The sequence below is a fragment of the Bacteroides nordii genome (assembly GCF_019930665.1).
Lineage (GTDB): Bacteria > Bacteroidota > Bacteroidia > Bacteroidales > Bacteroidaceae > Bacteroides > Bacteroides nordii.
Genome location: NZ_CP082886.1, coordinates 5,050,564 through 5,072,572 on the forward strand (window position 1 = coordinate 5,050,564; position 22,009 = coordinate 5,072,572).

At 37.5% G+C, this 22,009-nt stretch carries 9 protein-coding genes; 3 read left to right on the top strand and 6 right to left on the bottom strand.

Annotated features, from left to right (window positions below; translation table 11 throughout):
• Positions 1–5: 5 nt before the first annotated feature.
• From K8P02_RS19560 to K8P02_RS19585, 6 genes are all read right to left on the bottom strand, one after another.
• Positions 6–2,795, bottom strand: coding sequence for a hypothetical protein (locus K8P02_RS19560; RefSeq protein ID WP_223381717.1), 2,790 nt, complete (start codon positions 2,793–2,795; stop codon positions 6–8).
• Between the two features lie 83 nt (positions 2,796–2,878).
• Positions 2,879–5,374, bottom strand: coding sequence for a transthyretin-like family protein (locus K8P02_RS19565; protein WP_025866604.1), 2,496 nt, complete (start codon positions 5,372–5,374; stop codon positions 2,879–2,881).
• Positions 5,375–5,714: 340 nt separating this feature from the next.
• A complete protein-coding gene (locus tag K8P02_RS19570; protein WP_155921397.1) occupies positions 5,715–6,140 on the bottom strand; it encodes a hypothetical protein in 426 nt (141 codons plus the stop codon).
• A gap of 8 nt (positions 6,141–6,148) precedes the next feature.
• Positions 6,149–8,347 (bottom strand): T9SS type A sorting domain-containing protein, encoded by a 2,199-nt coding sequence (locus K8P02_RS19575; protein WP_223381719.1) that lies wholly within the window; start codon positions 8,345–8,347, stop codon positions 6,149–6,151.
• A 26-nt stretch (positions 8,348–8,373) separates the two neighbouring features.
• Complete coding sequence (locus K8P02_RS19580) at positions 8,374–10,305, bottom strand: hypothetical protein (protein ID WP_223381721.1); 1,932 nt, start codon at positions 10,303–10,305, stop codon at positions 8,374–8,376.
• 15 nt (positions 10,306–10,320) lie between these two features.
• Positions 10,321–11,472 (bottom strand): tetratricopeptide repeat protein, encoded by a 1,152-nt coding sequence (locus K8P02_RS19585; protein WP_262903065.1) that lies wholly within the window; start codon positions 11,470–11,472, stop codon positions 10,321–10,323.
• A 1,050-nt stretch (positions 11,473–12,522) separates the two neighbouring features.
• Here K8P02_RS19585 and K8P02_RS19590 point away from each other — a divergent pair.
• The 3 genes from K8P02_RS19590 to K8P02_RS19600 all read left to right on the top strand — a co-directional run bounded on the left by K8P02_RS19590 (position 12,523) and on the right by K8P02_RS19600 (position 21,992).
• On the top strand, positions 12,523–16,569 hold the full coding sequence (locus tag K8P02_RS19590) for a hybrid sensor histidine kinase/response regulator transcription factor (RefSeq protein WP_223381725.1): 4,047 nt from the start codon (positions 12,523–12,525) through the stop codon (positions 16,567–16,569).
• 599 nt (positions 16,570–17,168) lie between these two features.
• A complete protein-coding gene (locus K8P02_RS19595; protein WP_223381727.1) occupies positions 17,169–18,935 on the top strand; it encodes a right-handed parallel beta-helix repeat-containing protein in 1,767 nt (588 codons plus the stop codon).
• An 18-nt stretch (positions 18,936–18,953) separates the two neighbouring features.
• Positions 18,954–21,992 (top strand): SusC/RagA family TonB-linked outer membrane protein, encoded by a 3,039-nt coding sequence (locus tag K8P02_RS19600; protein WP_025866605.1) that lies wholly within the window; start codon positions 18,954–18,956, stop codon positions 21,990–21,992.
• The last annotated feature ends 17 nt before the right edge of the window (positions 21,993–22,009 follow it).

Below are 22,009 nucleotides of genomic sequence, written 5' to 3' on the forward strand. Positions count from 1 at the left end.
TTATCTTATTCTTTTTTTGCTCTTATCCGTCCTGTTGTTCTGCATGGCATCCCTTTTTCGGTAATTCCTTCCAATACGTAATCCATATCATGCCTCATATCCGTAGTATAGAAAGATACTTTGGCATGTCCGGTGGAATCGGTCTTTATTTGTGGATTCCAATAAAGGGTAGTTCTGAAATCGGTATTACCGGTTTGTGTGGAATCGGGCACATCATATTTGGGTGAATAAAACTCTGCCGGTTTTTGATAACCCAGCGGATAGAGAGTTGCCAAGCCGAGTGAAGGGCGGAAGTAATGGGCTGAACCTCCATTCTTTAATTCAATAAGGATTACCCCTTTATATTTACTCATTTCGGCTGTATATCGCAGTAGGTCATCTTTGTCCCATCCGGAAAGATATTCAAAATCTGGATTGTCAACATCTTTAATGATGGAGCCGGGCTTTAATTTGGGATCACGAATCAGCCCTCCTTCTGGCACAACCACTCCTACCATTAGATTTGGAACATAAACCGGTACGCTTTGTGCATCCCGAAAGAAAGAAATAGAAGCTATTTCACTTGCCATATAGAATTGTAGATCTTTAGGCTCTATCAATTTTAAGTCAACCGAAAATCTTAATGTAGTACCCCGATAAATATATTCATCTTCTTTTAGTTGGACGATTCCGGGTATCTTGTCTATGAAGTTTTCTTTTATAATATCCCATACTGATCTGTTTTTATATTCACTTTCAATCGTTTTGTCTGTAATGACATAGTCGGCAAAAGATGCGAATTCTCCTGCCAGTTTTCCTGTTTTGCTGATGTATTTCGCTGTTATATTCACTTCGTCCAATGTAATTTCTTTCCATATATTGCTTTGTCGATAGGTCTGTTGATATTCGTCCAAAGCATTGCCGATTTCTTTTTGTATGACCTCTCTTGGATGTGGAATGAATACTTTTGAGTCAGGGAATGTTTCGGCATCCGGATAAATTATGACTCCTTTTGCCTTTCCCTTTTTGTTGACTGCATTAATGGTGAATGCGGTACTGTCCTGAAATTCAATTCCATTGAATGTATAGTTTCCCGAGTTGTCTACTTGTGCGTGTATGGCTTTCCAGTGATTGCTGAAACCAACTACTTCTACCCCATCCATACTTTTCCATAGGAGTGGTTTCACCCTTCCGGTAAGTGACTGTCCAAGTTCCAATGGATACTTGGGTTGGGGAATACGTTCTTGTAAGATGCAAGATAAATCATATTTTCTCCAACCTTGAGTTAACATCAATAAGTCCAGATGTTCATTTACTTGCGTTGTGTTTTGTGTAAAATAATAGTTAGGGTTTTCTATGAATCCTCTCAGTTCCGATTGTATTAATAGCTGGGTGATAATGTTGTTTTCCAGTGAGTCTCCTTTTACGAGTTGCGCATCGGTGACTGAAAGAGCGAAATCCCCTCTGCCGGGCAATGTTAATTGCAATTCCACCTTTTCTCTTGGTCCGTATAAATCCTGGTTGGATTGTATTTGAGGGGTATAATGAGCGCCTCTTTTCACGTATATCATTCTTTCACAGAATACGTTGCCTTTCTTGTTGACGATTGCCACATTTAAAATTCCTTCCGGTGCGCGTGTCAGAGAAAATTTTCCTGTTTTACTGCTGTTGTCTAGCTGTTTGACAGTCGTAAGCATTCCCCGGGTATGGGCTACTAGAAACAGGCTGTCTGTAGGATAGTCTGTTTGGTTTTGGAACATATATATACATGCTCCACCTTGCCGTCGAAGTTGTAAAGCTACCCCTTTTTCATGTGGTTTCGGCAGTTGAAATCGTTTTTCAACCCCTTTATTGTCTGTTATTACAGCAAAATAAGTACTGTCTTTTTGTGGCAAGAGCGGGAACTTCCCCATTCCGTCGTGTTGGGTCGCTATATCTGCCATAAACATCCCTCCTGCGCTAAATACTTTTCCGGTCACTGCTGTACTCATCCCATCTGTGTCTATAGCTTTGAATGCGATAACCTGCGGTATATTTGTCAATAATGTTCCGCTTTCCGGAAAGAACTGCACGTCGTAATCTCCTCCTTTTTCCGGAATAATGAACTTTTGTTCATAGGCAATACCTCCTTTGTCATCAAATACCGTAGCCGATAATTGTTGCTTTTCCGGAGAGTCACCTTGTCGAATCTGTAATTCGATTTCTCCTTGAGAGTTGGTCAGAGTGTATCTTTTTCGATATTTTTTCCCACCTTTGTTGTAATCGAAATCAATCCTACAGTTCTTTACCGGTGAGCCATCGTTATAGGTATATTTGGCTATGGTTCGTAATTTTCCCTCTTCGTCCGGATAATAGGTTACTGTCAGAATTTTGGGTGTCTGTATGATTCTTCCTATTGTAATGGTTTTCTGGAAGAAATAGTCCGGTGATTCGTTTCGCATCCAGTTGGTGTATGCCCTTAAAACGTATTCCCCCGGAATTAATTTCTTATCGAGTGGCAGATATCCGCAGAAAGCATGATTCTCTTTTCGGATTTTGATACGTTTCTCCACACTGTCCAACCGGTTTATCAGTTCTATATACACGAAGTTACTGGGTGACGGTTGATGGATTTGTGCGTTTACTACGTAGGCCTTTAGCCAGATGGTGTCTTCCACTACATAGTAGGGTTTATCTGTTTGTAGATAAACGTTCTCAGGAAGAGTAGTGGTCAGATAGTCGATAAGCTTTCGGTTGAAAAACTTTTGAACCTGTATTTCTTGTGGTTGCGAATGCAAACTAACCAAGCAAGCTACTAAGATGATTGTGTGTCTCATATTATTCCGTTTCGATTCTTCAAAGATAAATAAGGAAAATCCCTTTCAGAAAGGAATTTTTCCCATTCTTTGGGGACCTTATTTTATTCCTTCTTCGCTTTTATCCGTCCTGTAGCCCTGCATGGTATCCCTTTTTCGGTAATTCCTTCCAAAACATAGTCCATGTCGTGCTTCATATCCGTAGTATAAAAAGACACTTTAGCATGTCCGGTGGAATCGGTCTGTATTTGTGGATTCCAGTAAACGGTTGTTCTGAAGTCGGTCTTTGTCGTTTGTAATGAATCGGGTACATCATATTTGGGTGAATAAAACTCTGCAGGTTTTTGATAGCCTAATGGGTAGAGAGTTGCCAGTCCCAATGATGGACGATAATAGTGGGCGGTACCTCCATTTTTTAATTCGATTAGGATCACTCCTTTGTATTCATCCATTTTTTCCATCTGGTCTCCATTGCGGACAGGCATAAAAAACGGTACTTCCGAAGCATCCTTAAAAAAGGAGATAGATGCAACTTCGTTGGCCATATAAAATTGGAGTTCATCTAATTCAATGACTTTCGTATCAACTACAATACGTACAGGTTTGCCGCGATAATAAAGTGTGTCCATATTAGCTGTGCTAATTCCAGGAAAACGTTGTATGATGGCTTCATTGACAATATTAGTTATTGATTTATTTCTGTATTTTGTCTCTATATCTTGATCTATAATGAGATAGTCTGCGTGGGCTGCAAACTCACCAGCTAATTTTCCTGTTTTGCTAATGTATTTGGCGGTTATTGTTACATCATCTAATATAATTTCTTGTAAGTTACTATTGTTTTTTTTGTAAAGATCCTGATAGTTTTCTAATACTTTATTTCTTGTATTCTTCTGCTCTGGCTGGGGATGGGCTATAAAAAGGTGCGCTTCCGGATATCTTTCCGGATCAGGATAAATCATAACTCCTTTGGCTTTACCTTTTTTGTTGACTGCATTGATTGTGAAAGCCGTACTGTCAGGAAACTCGATACCATTAAACACATAATTTCCCAATGTGTCTAATGTGGCCCGTATGGCTTTCCATTTGTTGGTAAATCCAACCACTTCTATACCGTCTGTCTTTCTCCATAAAATAGGTTTAACTCTGCCTGTTAATGATTGTCCCCGTTCCAAAGGCTCCTTTATTTCCGGTATTTGCCCTTGGAGGATTGCAGATAAATCATAGCGTCTCCACCCCTGTGTGAGCATAAGTAAATCTAAATATTCGTTTACTTCATTGTTATTGGCCGTGAAGTAATATCCGGGATTTTCTATATATCCCTTTAATTCAGATGTTAATAAAAATTGGCTAATGATATTGTTCTCTAAGGGGTTATGTTTTACGATTTCGGCATCAGTGACAGATAAAGAGAAATTCCCTTTTAAGGCATTTATATTTAGTTTTATTCTACTCCTTTGTTTATATTCAAGAGAGTCGGTATCTACAGTTGGTACAGGTCTGTTGTTCTTCTTTATATATATCATTCGTTCGCAGAAGACGTTTCCTGCCCGATTGACAATTGCCACATTAAGTATACCCTCGGGTGTTTGATTTAGCGAAAACCTTCCAACTTTTTCTTTATCATTTAGAGATTTTGTGATTGAAAGCATTCCGCGTGTATGAGCGAGTAGTAATAAACTGTCGGTAGGATATGGAGTTCGATTTTCAAATGAATAGATACAATTGTTTCCTCTTTTGTTTAGTGATAATATTATTCCCTCTGCCTGTGCGCTGGGGATTCTGAATTTCTTTTCGGATCCATTTAGAGTTTTTACCAATGCGTAGTAGGTGGTGTCTTTTTGTGCACATAAGAAGAACTTTCCCATGCCATTGTGCATTGTTTTTATGTCTGCTAATGTGATTCCACCTTCACTGATTATTTTCCCGGTTACAGAAATACTTAGTCCGTCTGAACCAATAGCTTTGAATGCTATGGTTTGTGGCGTTTCGCTAAGGAGAATTCCACTTTCCGGGTAGAATTGTAAATCAAAGTCATTTTTTATCTGTGGAATTGTGAATTGTTGGCTATTGAGAATACCTCCTTCCGAGTCAAAAACAGTGGCTGTTAGTATCTGCTTTGTGGGAGCTGCATTGTTTTCCAATCGTATACCAAGTTCTATTTCTCCTTTTTTGTCTGTAAGAGTATATCTTTTTCTGTATTTTTTTCCGTCTTTGTTGTATGAGAAGTCTATTCTACAATTTTTAATTGGAGAACCGTCATTGTAAGTATATTTGGTTATTGCTTGAATTTCGTTTCCTTCTGTTGGCTTATATTCTATTGTGAGTACCCGTGGTGCCTCTGTTACTTTTCCTATTGTTATGTTTTTCTGGAAAAAGTATTCTGGCGATTCATTTCTCATCCAGCTTGTATAGGCGCGAAGTGCATATTCGCCTGTGGGTAGTTCTTTGTTTAGTTTTAAATATCCTTGAAATCCGATAGAATCTTTTTTTATTTTGATTCGACTCTGTATACTATCCAGTTGATTGATAAGTTCCACATACACAAAGTTGCTTGGCGAGGGCTGATGGATTTGTGCGTTGATTACGTATGCTTTCATCCAAACGGTGTCTTTTACTACATAGCAGGATTTATCTGTTTGCAGATAGATTTTTTCGGGTAGAGTAGCTGTTAGATAGTTGATGAATTTTGAATTGATTTTATTCAGAGCGTTTTGTGCGTTTGTTGTAATGCTGCTATATAATAATATAATAAAAAAAAGAAAATATCGGTATATCATATAATTTATATATTTGGATATATGAGAAATAAGTACATTATTATTGGTGCTAAAAAATGAATGAGTTGCATAAGTTGTCTGCACTTTATGTACTTTCATTCATTTTTTTATTGAATATACTTAAACTTTGTTATTTAATCGTTTATACTTTTCTTTATGGTTAATAATATGGTTCTAGTATGCCATGACAAAATGGACATTCAGCGTAGAAAACATTTCTTTTTAAATAAAATGATCTGCCGCAAGATGTACAATCATATCGATATCCATCTGAACTACTGCCAGAACCTGAGCCTGAACCTGAACTTGAACCAGGACAATCGTGTCCTTCGGTTGATGAATAATGATTTTGGCAAACGTCGCATTTTACGAGGGTACCGCACGATGGGCAAGAACTGTAAGTATATGTATCATAACATGTCCCACAAAATATACACATGGTCTCATCTGAATTACTGCAATCATCTTCTCCAGGAAATTCATAAGCCATCATCTGTGCATTTGCTTCTGATACGAGAGTAATATTTCCATCAAAATTAGGAATTATACCTAATATTAAAATTGTTGCTATAATAAACTTTTTCATAATACTGATTATTTAGATATTATTGTTAATTGATTTTCTTCTTCTCCTATAAAGACTTTTACTATATAAGTTCCTCTTGTTAAATTGGGATAGACAGTGATGTGCTGTTCTCCCATTGAAATTACACCTGCATCATATTGATAAATTGGTTCTCCTTTTATACTATAAATAAATAGACGTACTTTATCTGTATTTTGCATATTTATAAGTAAATTTAATTCCTGAGCAAAAGGATTGGGATATGCTGTTACTCTATTTTTTTCAGTTTTCTTATTCTTTTTGGTGATGGATAAATACATTGGACGCTCTTTCTCTTTAGCTGATACAGAGTACATCTGTATTGTTCCTAATATTGATATTTCATTTTCTACTTCTATTACTTGTATGTCTGCTTCTTGAAGATAAAATGATTGTGTCATATTCTTATATCTTCCATTAATTCTTTTTGCTCTATTTGTGCTATTTGTGAAAATAAGTTTGCTCCCTTTAAGCTCTCCTGCTATTGAAATTGGCTCTTTCTCTCCTTCATACCACTCGCCTGTAATTTGTTTTCCTTGTGAAGAGAGTATTAGTTTTAATGGAACTTCTGAAACTATATATTTTCCACTCCAGTCATAAGTTATTAAACTACCAGTATATTCTCCTTTTTTAATTTGTTTTACTTCTTTTGAAGGTATTCTGATTTGTGGATACGCTGGAACTTGATTTGTTTTTTGTTTTAAGATTCTATAAGTAGAATGGTTGTTTTCCGGCATAGGTTGTTCTAGTTCTTTTAAAGCTTGTTTGTATGATTGAGATGCAGCCTGTTGTAAGAATAGTTTTCCTGTTGCTTCGTTTTGTTCTATTCCATACCCATTACGATAGCAAAGTCCAAGCATATATAGTGAAGGTGCATAGCTATCTTTGGCGCCTATTTTAAAATATTCTATTGCTTTTTCATAACTTTGTTCACATCCTAATCCTTTGTAAAGCATGTAACCTGTAAAATAGCATCCTATCAGATTACCTTTTTCAGCAGCTTTAGAAAAATATGAGTAGGCTTTTTCAAGATTTAAATAATTGTCTTCTGTTTTATAGAATAATCCAATATTATTGTAAGCATCAGAACACCCGTGTGCTCCTGCTTTTTCCCACCAATTTAGAGCCATAATAGTGTCTGCTTGGGTTCCGTATCCTTTTAAATACATTAATCCTATTGCATTCATAGCCGTGGCATTACCTTGACGAGAATATTCGGAAAGATTTGTGAATGCAGTGTTTCTATCAATTCTTCCTTGTGCTCCTAATGCTAACATTATAGCTCGTTTGGCCTTGTAGTCTTCTTCAATTGATTGATTTGAATGTTCTGCCCATAAATATTGTTCTTTTATTGTAGGAATAGCTTTTTCAGTATGTTTTGAGGAGTTATTTTTCTTTTGCTTTTTTTGTCTCCTCTGCAGTGCTTCAATGGAAAAAATGATAGATGGGGCAAATTTTTTAATTCCGATATATGCTTCTTTTTTTAGTATTGGGTCATTAGCATATAATTCATTTGCAATTGCTATTTTACTATAATAACTATATAATTTTCCACAAATAGCAATGCTATCTTTGTTATTATACTTTCGTGATTTGCGGAAAAGTTCCCATGCGCGATGTGTCTTTTGCCAACTTTCTTGAGAGTTTTTCTTTCGGAGGAAATAATCCATTTGCTCATTAGTTAAAATACTAGATAATTCTTTAAATTCTATCTGCCAATAATCTTGCTCTTCTTTTTCATCTATTTTTATCTCGACGGCTTTTTGAGCTAGATTTCTCAAAGTTTCTTCGGATAAATGGAGACTATTGCGTAGAGAAAATGCCAGTTGATAATTAGGCGTTGATAAATAATTTCCGCTCAAAAATAGAATAGTGCAAATATGTTTGCCATATTCTTCTTTTAGGCGATTAAGGTCTTCCGATATATTATCCATTTCTGTACTTTTGTGTTCTAAAAGTTGTTTTTTAGTTTCGTAGTAATCGATAATAGAATTTACTTCTTTTATATAATTGTCATTAATGGTAAAATGAGAAAAAAACTGTTTTTTTGCTTCCCATACTCTAGACGTATCTCCTTGGATTTGAAATGTGTTTAGTTCTTTTGGGGTAAGTTGCTTGCTGAATTGAGCGTTTACGTAGCTCCCGAATATACTTAGAAGCAATGTAATTAATACTTTTTTCTTCTTCATAATTATTAAATATTTGAGTTATTAAATTAATACCAGATTTGTAGTCCGGCATCGTGATAAAATATTCGTTCTTCTTTACCTTTTGTTCGGTCTTTTAATAATAGAATGGTATTTTTAGGTACATGCTCATAAATCAGAAAATCGTCTGTACAAACTTGACGTCCTAATGAATGCCATTTTTTATCAAAATAATAAAGTTCATAAAGATGTCCGGGTTCCATACTGTTTGTATCAGACTTTGGGGTGAATTTAATTATATATACAGATTGCTCTTTGTTTTCATCTAGATCAAGTCCAATCCAATATTTAGTACTTTTAGTATTGGCTACTGTTTCGCGATCGCCATCGAAAGCAAAATGCAATTCTTCGTTTGGAACTTTATAACCTATTGGGATTCCTATTATTTTTCTTATACCAATTGGTGTTTGGGTATAGAAAGTAAGTTCGGCTAAAGACGTTCTGCTTGTAATTGGAGTTTTATAGCGTAAATATCTAAAAGAATTAGAATTGTTGATTTGTAGAATATTACCTCCAAACGGCATTGTACGAATGCTGTTAAGTAAAACGGCATCACTAAAGTCGGGGCTATTTGCTCCTTCGAAACGCCCTCCAATCATATTACCCCATTGATTGCTCCAATTAGAGAATACTGGATATTTACGATAGAGGGTTATTGTTTCCTTTTGTATGGTATCCGGAATGAAATATCTTATATTGCCGCTGTCCTGTAATAAAAAAGGATAGGATACGGCATGGATATGATCGCCATGAGGGCGTGCAATGACGTATACAATATCTGTTCCTATATTATTGAATGTGATTAGGTTATCTTGAGCGCGGCTTATTGCTATAGGTTGCCAATTCCTTCCTGTACTGAAAGTGCATAAACATAAAAGTTCGTTGTTTGCTTCTTTGATGTTCAGGGATATAGAATCTGTGTAACCATATTCTGCTGAAACATCGTAGATATGACTATCATTTAGACTTGGAACCTTTTGCATTTCTATCGGGTAGGACTGCGTTTTGAATGTGGTACGATAAACTTTTGATACTTTTTTTATAGAGTCTATGCGAAACGGATATCTGTCTGTCGGTGCAGGTCGATAAGTTACAGGAAACTCGGACGCATCGATTTTGTTGAATCGTTTTGCTTCTTTGTCTTTTTCATAAAGTGTGTAGGTTTCGTCGTTGTTTAATACTAATGACACCCAAGTGTGTCCAAGGGTGCTATAGTTAGCCCATCTGGGTACCATATCTAATGTGGCAGGAATAGCCAGTGAACGAAGAATAGCGGTTTGCAGAATACAACGTTGGGAGCAATTGGCTTGTTGCAGCTTATCTATGGTTAATACATCCGGTGAATAGGGGCATAAGGGGGGTGCTTGTCGAACGGATTTTATAATAGAATCGGATAGGAGAGAAAAAGCTTGTTTAATATCTGTTATTCCTTCTATAATGGCGCCGTATTTTTGTTGTAGCGTTTGTCTCCATCCTAAGGTCAGTTGTTCGTTCATTGTTCGATAAGGTAATATCAGACGACAAAACTGCTCGAATGATATCTGGCTATGCCACGGGGCATTTTCCCATGACAGAAAAGCCTGTTCGATATTTTCTATCAGAAATTCGGATGAGATGGTATCAGAATCGTTAACCCATATTATTTCTTTGGGGGAGTATTCCATTATAGATGATTGCCAGGCAGCTTTTACTGTTTTGGTGCTGACAGGAGGGGTTAAAGCATGGATTTTCTGTTTGTAACTATCAATCGCTTTACCATAGGGAGCTTTGTAATCTTGCATGTTCTCTATAAGGAATAAGGCGGCTTTGTATTTTAAGCTATCTGTCGGGCTGGTAGTATAATGGGCCAATACTTTGTTCAGTTGTTCTGTTGTCTGTCCTATACTATACGAAGGAACAGTGAAAGACAGCAGCAGTAAAAAAGTGATTCTGATTCTCATATTATTGCAGATTTATTATTTGGAATGTTCTAAAAATTCTCGAGCTTGCTTTTTATATTGCTCTGCTTTGGGGTTATAGACCTTGGGAGATATATTTATAATTTCCAAGGCAGTTTGGCGGGCTCCTTCTATGTCTTGAATATGTCGTTGTAAACACATTATCTGATATCTGGAACGTAGATTTGTGGGTATAATGGCAGCTATGGTTTTCAAAGTGGTTAATGCATCGCTATATTGTGATAAATGGGCATAGCAATCGGCCATACGATAGTAAAGAGATATATTGGAAGTATACAGGGAAGCTTTTTTATATATGGGTATAGCTTCTTCATATCGTTTTTGTTTAGCTAATGAGTTGGCATATTGTGTAAGGAAGGCTTCGGAAGTACTTGCTTGTTCTAAAAGTCGGGCTAAAAGATTGCCGGCTTCTTCGAATCGTCTTTCTTTAATTAGTCCGATACTTTTTTTAAGCCCTATTTGCGCATTGATTACTCTGCATTGATGATATAGCAGTATGGATGCGATACAGCAAAAGATAATGCTGATTAGTCTTTTAATTAGGGTAGGGAGACTAAATCGGTTATTGGATGCAGCCAATAAAATAGCTCCATAGTTTAGTAGTAAAAACCAAGTGGTTATTGCAGCATATATGAAGTTGAATAACGCCATTATGGCAATGGCTAATACAATAGCTAATGCTTCTCTGTTTTTTTGTCGAATAGCCAGATAGCCAAGTAATATGAAAAATCCCAGATACCAGATGAAACCTGTGATACCTCCTTCTATGGCTTGTTCCAGATAGTCATTATAGGCCATTGCAACTAAAGAAGCATTTTGGTGTTCTGTTGTTGATGGTTGGCTGCAAAAGTAGGATGCTTGTTTCAAGTTATAGTTTCTCTCGAATAATCCATATCCGTAGCCTTCAATCGGATTTTTTGCAACCATTTCCGTACTAAGTTTCCAAATGAGTAAACGCCCGTCGGCAGAATCCTTCTTAATTTGATAAATATGTATTCCGGTAAAAAAGATTGTTGTACATAAAAGGGAGAGTAATAAGGCTCTTCTTATATAGTTGCTTTTTTTCCAAAAACGATGGATACGTTTGCCGGAAAGGAGGTAAGTGGCTAATAGGATGGCACCTCCAATATAAGCAGTCCTGCATTTCAATATGAATAAAAATAGAAGTATACATCCGAATAGAATTTTGTAAATAAATGTTTTATCAAGATTCCTGATTCTTTCAATAAGAATGGGCAAACAGCAAAGTATGAAAATTGCATTCGTGTTTGGATTTTCATTTGTGCCGGAAATAGGGAAATATTTACTGTATGAGTCAATAATGTTTAAAGATTGTCCGAGCATAAATACCAACTGGATAATTGCAATACAGAGAAGAATGTTTTTTATAAATGTAATGTTTATGATTTGTATCCGTATTAAAAAAGAAAGTGTTATCAGGTAGATGATACTTGAAATTAAATAGAGAGAACGGTAGTATTCGCCATTAGTGTGGTAGCAGTGTAACAGAATGTATACTCCCCAAAAAAACACAATACAGCTATATATAGATACTTTTTCATAACTGGTGTTATGTATCGCATAAAACGCTGTTATTAAAGTTAATAAAGATACTAATATAGAAAAAATAAGGTGTTGGATAAGGAGGGGTAAACGAATATGCCGCTATCGAATGTGATTGCGATGCTTGTTAATATAAGTATAATAATCGATAAGACTCTTAATAGTTTTGCCATGTGTGTGTACATAGTATTAATTTTAATGGATTTTACAAAAGTAGACGGATTTTGTATCGGTTGTCATGTATGTTTTGATGTTTGGTCTGTTAATTTTGTTATTTATTTTAAATTGTGGAAACGGCATTGCTTCTGAGAGTAGCTGAAGATTGTAGTATTTACACTTCCTGAAATAAATGTACTATTGAAAAAGAGGTACTTTGGGATAGTGATAACTGATATAATCTATAAGTTATTATGCCCGATTTACAATCGGTTTTGTTTGGCATGCCGGCAGTGAATTTGTCGTTTATACTTCCATTTATTTGTTTTGTAGTGGTAACTATATATGGACACCGGTCTTATAAAAGGATGAAGAAGGTGCGTAGTAAATAATCTGCTTGTCTTTTTATTAATGAGAGAGTTGGGCGTGATTCTTATTTATCGTATTTTTGTGCAATAAAGAATCTAATTCGTCTCTGGTATGAAAAACATAAAGCATCAGAATATAAGTAGGATTACCTTATTCCTTATTTCACTATTTTGGGTTACCAAGCTTGTTGCACAAGACATATCGTTCAACTATTTATCTACTGAGAATGGACTTTCACAGTTCACAGCCTACTGTTTATATAAAGATGAACTTGGCAGGATATGGATAGGAACACGTGACGGATTGAATGTATACAATGGTAATTGGGTGCGGAGTTATAAGCCGGAGCGTGGGAATGAACATTCTATTGTTGGAAAAGATGTCAGGAGGATTTGTGGGGATGGTAAGGGACATTTATATATACAGACAATTGAGGGAATATGTATTTTTGATATGTATTCCGAAACGTTTGAAACAATCCAGAAAGGGCCGGGGCATTCAATTACCTATAGTTCTGATACATTATTGATAGGTGGTAATGGTTCTGTTTATTATTATGATGTTCTGAATCATCAGGTAAAACCTTATTGTTCTTTAGAGGGAGATATACAGGTCTCTTCTTTATTGAAAGATAAAACCGGACGGTTGTGGCTTGGGACCCGGGGGGATGGATTGTATTGCTTGAAGAAAGGAGAAATGAAGCAGTTGTGTGTTTTACCTCAATGTAATGTTTTTAATCTTTATCAGGATTCATCCGGTGACATTTGGGTGTGTACTTGGGAAGACGGACTTTACCACATATCTGACAATGGAACAGTACATTATACGGATGGAGGAGCAGATAGAACACATTGTATATCATCCAACTCCGTAAGAGATTGTTGTGAAGATAATCAGGGAAACCTATGGATTGCAACTTTCAATGGTTTGGATAAGTTTGATAAGAAGAAAAACGAATTTGTCTATTATACTTCTACAGATATACCGGGAAGTTTGAGTAATGCTTCTGTTTATTGCATTATTAAAGATCACCAGGGAACTCTCTGGGTAGGCACTTATTTCGGTGGGGTGAACTATTTTAATCCCGAATATGAAATTTATACCCATTATCGTCCCGGATTGCACGAGAACGAGGGACTTAGTTTTCCGGTGATCGGTTGTTTTGCAGAAGACAAGAGTGGAAATTTATGGATTGCTACCGAAGGAGGTGGGCTGGACTTCTATGATCGTACCAACAAGCGTTTCAAGTGGTATAAGCATAAAGAGGGACACAACTCTCTTTCGCATAATAACATAAAAGCTTTGTACTATGACGAAAAGCGAGAGGCACTTTGGATCGGTACTCATCAGGAGGGGCTTAACAAACTGGATTTAAAAACAGACAGAATTACCACTTATAAACTTCCTGATGTGGCAGGAAAGCAATTGTCTAATGTAATACTGGACATTATTCCCTATAAAAATGAATTGCTGCTGGCTTCTTATGATGGTGTTTTTCAATTCAATCCCGAAACGGGAAACTTTACTCTGTTATTAAATCTGTTTTCTCATCGTTTGAAAATAGATTCGGAGGGACTCTTGTGGATTGGGGTAGAGGGACATGGCGTATATGCTTACCATTTTGATACGAAGGAGCTGGTGAATTACAGATATGATCCGGAGAAGACAAATTGTTTAAGCGATAATATGATCACCTGTATAACCGAAGATCGTCATCGCAATCTGTGGTTCTCAACGATTAGTTCCGGCATTGACGTTTATTACCGGGAGACAGGTAAATTTGAGAATTTCAATTCTAAGAAGAACGGTTTAGGCAGTGATTGTATCTATGCTGTAACAGAGTCTTTAAACGGCAAATTGTTACTGACCACTAATCAGGGATTCACCCTTTTTGATTATTACACGAAGTTGTTTTACAATTATGATAATGAGAATGGCTTTCCTTTCACTACGCTGAATGAGAACTCATTATATCAATGTAAAGATGGTGAAATATTTCTGGGAGGTATCAAAGGGATGGTTTCATTCTATGAAAAAAGTCTCAATATTTCTCCTAAACCTTATGATATCTTTCCGGTAGGACTTTGGGTGAATGGCGAAGAAGTGGGTATCAATGACAAGACAGGTATTCTGAAATCTTCTTTTTATGACACCTCTGCTATTACGCTGAAAAGTGATCATTCGGTTTTGAATCTGGAATTTGCCGTTTCTAACTATATTGCTGCCAATCAGCATGAGTTTGTATATCGGTTAGAGGGATTTTCCAATGGTTGGACAAAGATATACAAGCAACGTACTATTACTTATACCAATCTGTCACCGGGTGACTATACCCTGATTGTAAAACCGGCAGGAATTAATAATGTGTACCAACCGGAATATCGTCTTAACATAACCGTTCTTCCTCCTTTTTACAAAACGATCTGGGCTTATCTTATCTATGTTGTCATTACGATTAGCCTTCTTTATTATATAGTGAGGACCTATCATGGAAGAATAAAATTGCAGGAATCTCTTAAATACGAGAAACAGCACATTCGGGATGTAGAAGAACTGAACCAATCTAAACTCCGTTTCTTTACTAATATTTCTCATGAGTTCCGTACTCCGTTGACGGTTATTGTGGGGCAGATTGAAATGTTACTGCAGGTACAGTCGTTTCCACCGGCTATTTACAATAAACTTCTGAATGTTTATAAGAACGGGCTCCAGTTACGGGGATTGATCAGTGAGTTACTTGATTTTCGCAAGCAGGAGCAAGGTCATATGAAGATAAAGGTGAGCAGGCATAATCTGGTTGACTTCTTATATGAAAACTATCTGCTTTATATCGAATATGCATCTACCCGGCATATCAAATTCTATTTCAATAAAGATCAGGATCAGTTGGAGGTTTGGTATGACTCGCGTCAGATGCAGAAAGTTATTAATAATTTGCTGTCAAATGCTTTTAAGTATACTCCAGAGAAAGGAAGTATCTCCATCAACATCAGTAAAAGAGGAGAAGAAGCTATTATTGAAGTGCAGGACAGTGGTAAAGGAATCAAGCCGGAAGAAGCAGGGAAGATTTTTGAACGCTTCTATCAAACCAGCAATGATCCGGAGAATACTCAGGGAACAGGTATTGGGTTGGCCTTGAGCAAAGGTATTGTGGAGTTACATAAGGGGCGGATTGAGGTTAGTAGCAATCAGACGAGTGGAACAACGTTTACTATTGCGTTAAAGTTAGGAAATGCCCATTTCACCGCAGAACAGATAGAGACAGAGGAGCCGAAAGAAGAGGAAGCAGCAGTCATAGTCGAATCGAAATTCATGGTTGAGCAGCAGGTGCTGGATGATACGGTGAAGGAACGTATCAAAGGAGCGAAGGTGTTGATTGTGGAGGACAATGACTCTTTAAGAGAAATGTTGGCGGGTCTGTTTGAGCCTTATTATGAGATAATAACCGCTGCGGATGGAGAAGAAGGATTGAAAGAGGCTCGTGATAGAATGCCTGATCTTATTATTAGCGATGTGGTTATGCCTAAAATGACCGGTATTGAACTCTGCAAACAGATAAAGCAGGATTTCGAAACGTGTCATATTCCGGTTGTTCTATTGACGGCCCGTACTGCGATAGAGCATACCATTGAAGGCCTGCGTATTGGTGCGGACGATTATATTACGAAACCTTTTAATGTGAACCTGCTTATTTCCAGGTGTAATAATCTGGTGAACAGTCGTATCGTATTGCAGGAGAAGTTTAGTAAACAGCCACAGACCCGTGTTCAGATGTTAGCAACCAATCCGATGGATAAAGATCTGTTGGACCGTACCGTTGCCATTATTGAAAAGAATATGGATAATGCAGAGTTTAGTCTGAATGACGTGATTCGTGAGTTGTGTATCTCTCGCACCAACTTCTTCTCTAAAATGAAAGCTATTACCGGACAAACTCCGAACGATTTCATTTTGACAATTCGTTTGAAAAAAGCCGCTTATCTTCTGAAGAATGAATTGTTCTTGTCAATAGCTGAGGTGGCAGACCAGACAGGTTTTAGCTCTCCCCGTTACTTCAGCCGTTGCTTTAAGGAAGTATATGGCATCAGCCCATTATTCTATCGCACGGGTAATAAAGACGAGGATGTGGAAGAAACGGAAGAGGAAACTGGCGGGTAAAGAGGCGTTCATCATCGTATAAGTCTTTGGTGTATGATATATGCCCTATTCTGTATCAGTCGTTTTTTATGTACGTGATATTCTCTTCACCTCTTATATTGGATTCATTCGGCAAATATGTAGTAGTCAAAAAAGTAATTACAGATATTTCTCAAAAGAAAATTTTGGGTAGAATAGACTTCGCTGATATTATGTAATCATCTGATTTATAACAGATAATAACCTCTTGTTTAATGTATTGCAAAAGTGTACATTTATTCATGTGTTAATTGTACATTCTTGTTATGCAAAGATGTACAGTTTTGTAGTGCAAAAGTGTACACTCTTACAAGGCAGAGGGAGTTTGTTAAAGAAAGGTGTTAATAATGTTAATGTAATAGCAGGAGTAAGTTTAATACGAAGTTTATTAAATGAATGTGCACTATGCGTACAATCAGGTGCACATTGCGTACAGAATAATTCCTGCATGTTGTGTATCGGTGAATTGTACTTGATGTGCCTCCTTTAAGTACGCAATATGCATCCCTCTCTTTCATATTTATTCCACTTTTGTTGCATCAAAAACCGATGTAAAACTTATCAATTTTAAAATTTATAGTATGAAAAAGACATTATTCTCCGCAATGTGTGCTTTGTTTCTCTGCTCAGGCATGAGTGCGAAAGTAATCTATGTAACTACTGATGGTAATGACAACAATGCCGGGACTTCCTGGGAGACGGCAGTGAAAGATTTGAATGTAGCAATAAGTAAAGCCGATAAAGGTGATGATATTTATATTGCTGCAGGTACCTACGTTTTCAATACATCTATTATGATGAAAAATGGAGTAAGCTTTTATGGTGGATTTGCCAAAGGGGAAACCTCTGTCGATGTACGTCAACGGCCTAATCCTCAAACTGAACCTTGGAACTTTACAAATGAAACGATTTTTACTGGTGAGAATGAAAACCGTTTGATGGAACGTGAGGATAAAAGTTCTCTTTGGGATATGCTGTATGTGGATGGAATTACTTTTAATAATTATAAGGTAACCAAGGACTGGCGTTTTTTATATTTTAGAAATTCAGTTACTTTCCAGAATAATAAAGTGATTAATTGCGCAGCTAATGCTACTCTTGTTTATGGTGAAGAGAATTTCATAGTGCGTGATTGTTATTTTGCGAATAACAGCAATTTAGGTGATTTGACGAAGACTAATTCAGTGATTTATTTTTGTGGTTATGCAGTAGGCAGTTTGCCAAATCGTATGGAGAACTGTGTTTTTGAAGCTAACAAAATGCAATCTTTTGGACTTTATAATTATAATGGCGGACCACAGAATCAATCAGACGAAGTACTGATTACCAAGTGTCTTTTTAAAGATAATACAGATAAATGTATTGGAATTGCTTATGATTGGTCAGAAGGTACGATGGCGATAACGGACTGCCTGTTTGAAGGAAATGCTACGACTGTTTCTGGTACTGTGCTTTCCGGAAAGTCAAATGTGCAGGCAAGTTTTGCTAACAACATTATTCGTAATAATCAAAATACAGCAGAAAGTGGAGACGAATGGAGAAGTGCTCTTATTACAACGGTTTCCAATATGGTTCTTGCTAATAATCTGATAGTGAATAATACAAGTAAGCAGTTACTGATAGACATTCAGGGAGGTACCCAGTTGAATAATACCATTGCCAATAATAAAGGTACTTTGTATATTGATGGTGCCGGTAGCCCCTTCTGGTATAATAATATTGTAGTAAACAACGAAGCAAGCAGAGAAAAAGCAGTGGAGGTTGCAGCTAATAACGAACAGTGTTGGATAGAATACAGTGCTTTTGATACAGAGATTGATTTTGGAGAAGCAACGAATAGTAATAATGTTGTAGATGCTACCCCTTTTGTAAATCCTGCTTCTTTCAAAGGGGCTGCTACGGATGCAACTCAGAAAGAGGAGTCTGCAAAAGCTGATTATTCTCTAAAGGAGGCTTCGTTGGCCATAAACTCCGGTACTACTGAATTTGACTATAATTGTGAGCTGGAAGATGCCTGGGTTGAAAAATTCATGAAGAAAGATATTGCCGGCAATAATCGTATTGTAAATGGTAAAATCAATATGGGAGCTTACCAGGGTTCGGCACTCACTGGCATTTATCCGAACAAAGCAGATAACGGTTCCTCAGTGGTGGCTTATGGGAATCAGTTGGTAGTAACTTCTGATGAAAACTCGGTTGTAGAGGTTTACTCTATCGTAGGTGAAATGGTACTTACTATGCCGGTTGCTGCGGGTGATAACACTATAAACATGTCCGGAAATGGTTTCTATCTGGTGAAAGTCAGCAATGTAAACGGTTCGAAGACATTTAAAGTTCTGGTGAAATAACTTTAGAAATAAAATAGTATGAAAAAAAGTAATTTGGCGACAAAAAGGTTGTGGAGCCTGTTTGTAGTTTGCTGCCTGATGACGCAAATAGTATGGGCACAGGTAGGAACTATAACTGGTAAGGTTATTGACAAAGCCGGGGAGGGCGTGATTGGAGCATCTGTTCTGGTGGTAGGTACGACAATGGGTACCATTACAGATGTAGATGGAAACTTTAAGTTGGACAATGTACGGAGTGATGCAACTTTGAAAATCTCCTTTGTCGGCTATCAGACATTAGAGGTCAAAGTAGCAGGAAAGAAAAGTTTGACAATAACGCTGCAGGACGATACACAAGCTCTGGATGAGGTAGTGGTAGTAGGTTATGGTGTACAGCGTAAGTCGGATTTGACGGGAGCAGTTGCTTCTGTTAAAGCAGATGATATTCTGAAAAATACGCCGACTAATAATATTGAGAATGCACTTCAGGGACGTATGGCAGGGGTTAGTATTGTTTCCGCTTCGGGTGACCCTACTCAGGGAGCTACGATCCGTGTGCGTGGAGCCAACTCTATCAAGGCAGATGGTGGTCCGCTGGTAGTAGTCGATGGTTTTATCGGAGGTACATTGAGCATGTTGAATCCGGGCGATATAGAGTCCGTCGAGGTACTGAAAGATGCTTCTGCTACGGCTGTTTATGGTTCACGCGGGGCAAATGGAGTCATCCTGATTACGACTAAAAAAGGAAAATCCGGAAAAGTAAATGTGAATTATAATGGATATGTCAATTTTAAAAAGCCATATACTCTTCCTGATGTTTTGTCTCCCGGACAAATGGCCGATTTAGCAAACGATTACGGAAAAGAAATTAACCGGAACTCTGGTTTGGATCCTCAGGTTTTCTATGATGCAGATGCTGTTAAAGGTTTCTATAATGGAGGTGGATATGACTATCTGGATGCTATTTTCCGGGATGTGGCGTTGGAGCACACACATGAATTGTCGGTGACCGGAGGAAATGAGAAAACTCAATTTGTATTTTCCGGGCGTTATAATTATAACGAAGGTACGATTGAAGAGTCGCAACGCAAGTTGATCAATGCCCGCTTGAAGGTGGATACAGAACTTCTTCCATGGTTAAAAGCAGGTGTGAACTTTAATGGCAGTTACTCTAAAGATTCCGGGGTGAACTTTGGTGGATGGCAGAATACATTGGTGGATGCACTGAATTTTCCGAATACCGTTTTACCCAAAGATGAAGATGGGGCTTATCATCACAAAGATATTCAGGGAGGGCGTAAATTCAATCCGATGGCTCATATCAATGAGGTAGATAAAGACGGTTATTATTATAGTTCTACAATACAGGGGTATGTAGATGTTACGATCTTGAAAGGACTAACGCTACAGACTACTCAGAATTTCTGGTTCGGGAATACCAGTGCATTGAACACCAATACGAAAGGAAGTCTGAGTGGGTGGAATAGTGGGTATAACTCTGCTACTTTTACCAGTACTCAAAATTACTCCTGGACGAACCAGAATATTCTATCCTATGTGAAAGAGTTCAATAAGAACCATCGTATTAATGCTACAGCCGTTATTGAGCAACAGTATAGTAATAATATGAACAATAAGAGTGAAGGTCGTGAGTTGATTTCCGAAGAAATAGGTGCCAATAATACCTCTTTGGCTAAAAAAGTATATGGCTCTTCCGGACATACCCGGTCCTTTATGCTTTCTTATATGGCAAGAGTAAATTATGTTCTTATGAACCGGTATATGCTGACTGCTTCCTGGCGTTATGACGGTTCTTCCAATCTTTCGTCAGAGAAGAGATGGGAACAATTCCCGTCAATGGCTTTGGCATGGAATATGAAAGAAGAATCATTCTTGCGTGATGTTGATTTCCTGAGTCAATTAAAACTCCGTGCCGGTTATGGTGAAACAGGAAACCAGGCTGTAGCCGCATATTCTGCCTGGACAGAGTTGGAGGCAACCCGTGATGCAAATGATAATTTGACTCTCACAACCAAGCGAATCGGAACGAAAGGTCTGCGATGGGAACGTACAAAACAGTGGAATGCGGGTATTGACTTCGGAGTATTCAACAATCGCCTGACATTTACGGTAGATGTGTATAATAAGCTGACCAAGGATGCTTTACTGGATGTGACTGCACCGTTATATACCGGTTTCAAGACCCGTTTGAAGAATGCAGCCGAAATACGTAATAAAGGTTTTGAGGTTACTATCGGAGCCGATCCTGTAGCTACCAGAGATTTCAGGTGGAATACGAATATCACTTTATCACACAATAAAGGAGTTATTGAAAGCCTGGACGGAGATTTGGAATATGCTATTATTAGCGGTGGATATCAGAACGACTATTTCCGTAATATAAAGGGTGAAAAGCTTGGAACAATGTGGGGATATGTAAGTGACGGCGTTTGGAAAACAAGTGAACTGTCTGATGCTCCACAGGGAACAGAGGCGGGATCTTATCGATACAAGAACCTGGACGGTAGCGAAGATAAGCAGATAACGGTGGAAGACCAGACCATTATCGGTAATGGACAACCCTCTTTTCAATGGGGATGGAATAATACACTTACCTACAAGAATTTTGATTTAAGTCTGTTTGTTATTGGAGTACATGGCTTTGATATTTATAATTATACGCGTGCGGCACGTTTGGGAGTAGGGGATAATCCGTTGGAGTTAGGTCCCAATCCGGAGTGGTTGAATCGTTGGACACCGGAGAATGAGAATTCGGATATTGCCGGTTTTATATCAAAGCGCAATTCAAAGAAATCTGTTTCTCAATACGTGGAAAAAGGTGATTTTGTGAAAGTAAAGAGCATCACATTGGGATATAATTTCCCGGAGTTAATAGTGAAACGTATGAAAATCAGTACATTGAGAATATATGCTTCTATTCAGAATCCATTCCTGTTTACCGGTTATTCCGGCATCGATCCGGAGGTTACATTGAAAAGTCCGTTGACTTCGGGGATCGATTACGGATATTATCCTAACGGACGTAATTATCTGATTGGATTGAATTTTGGGTTTTAATAATAAAAAGCAGATTG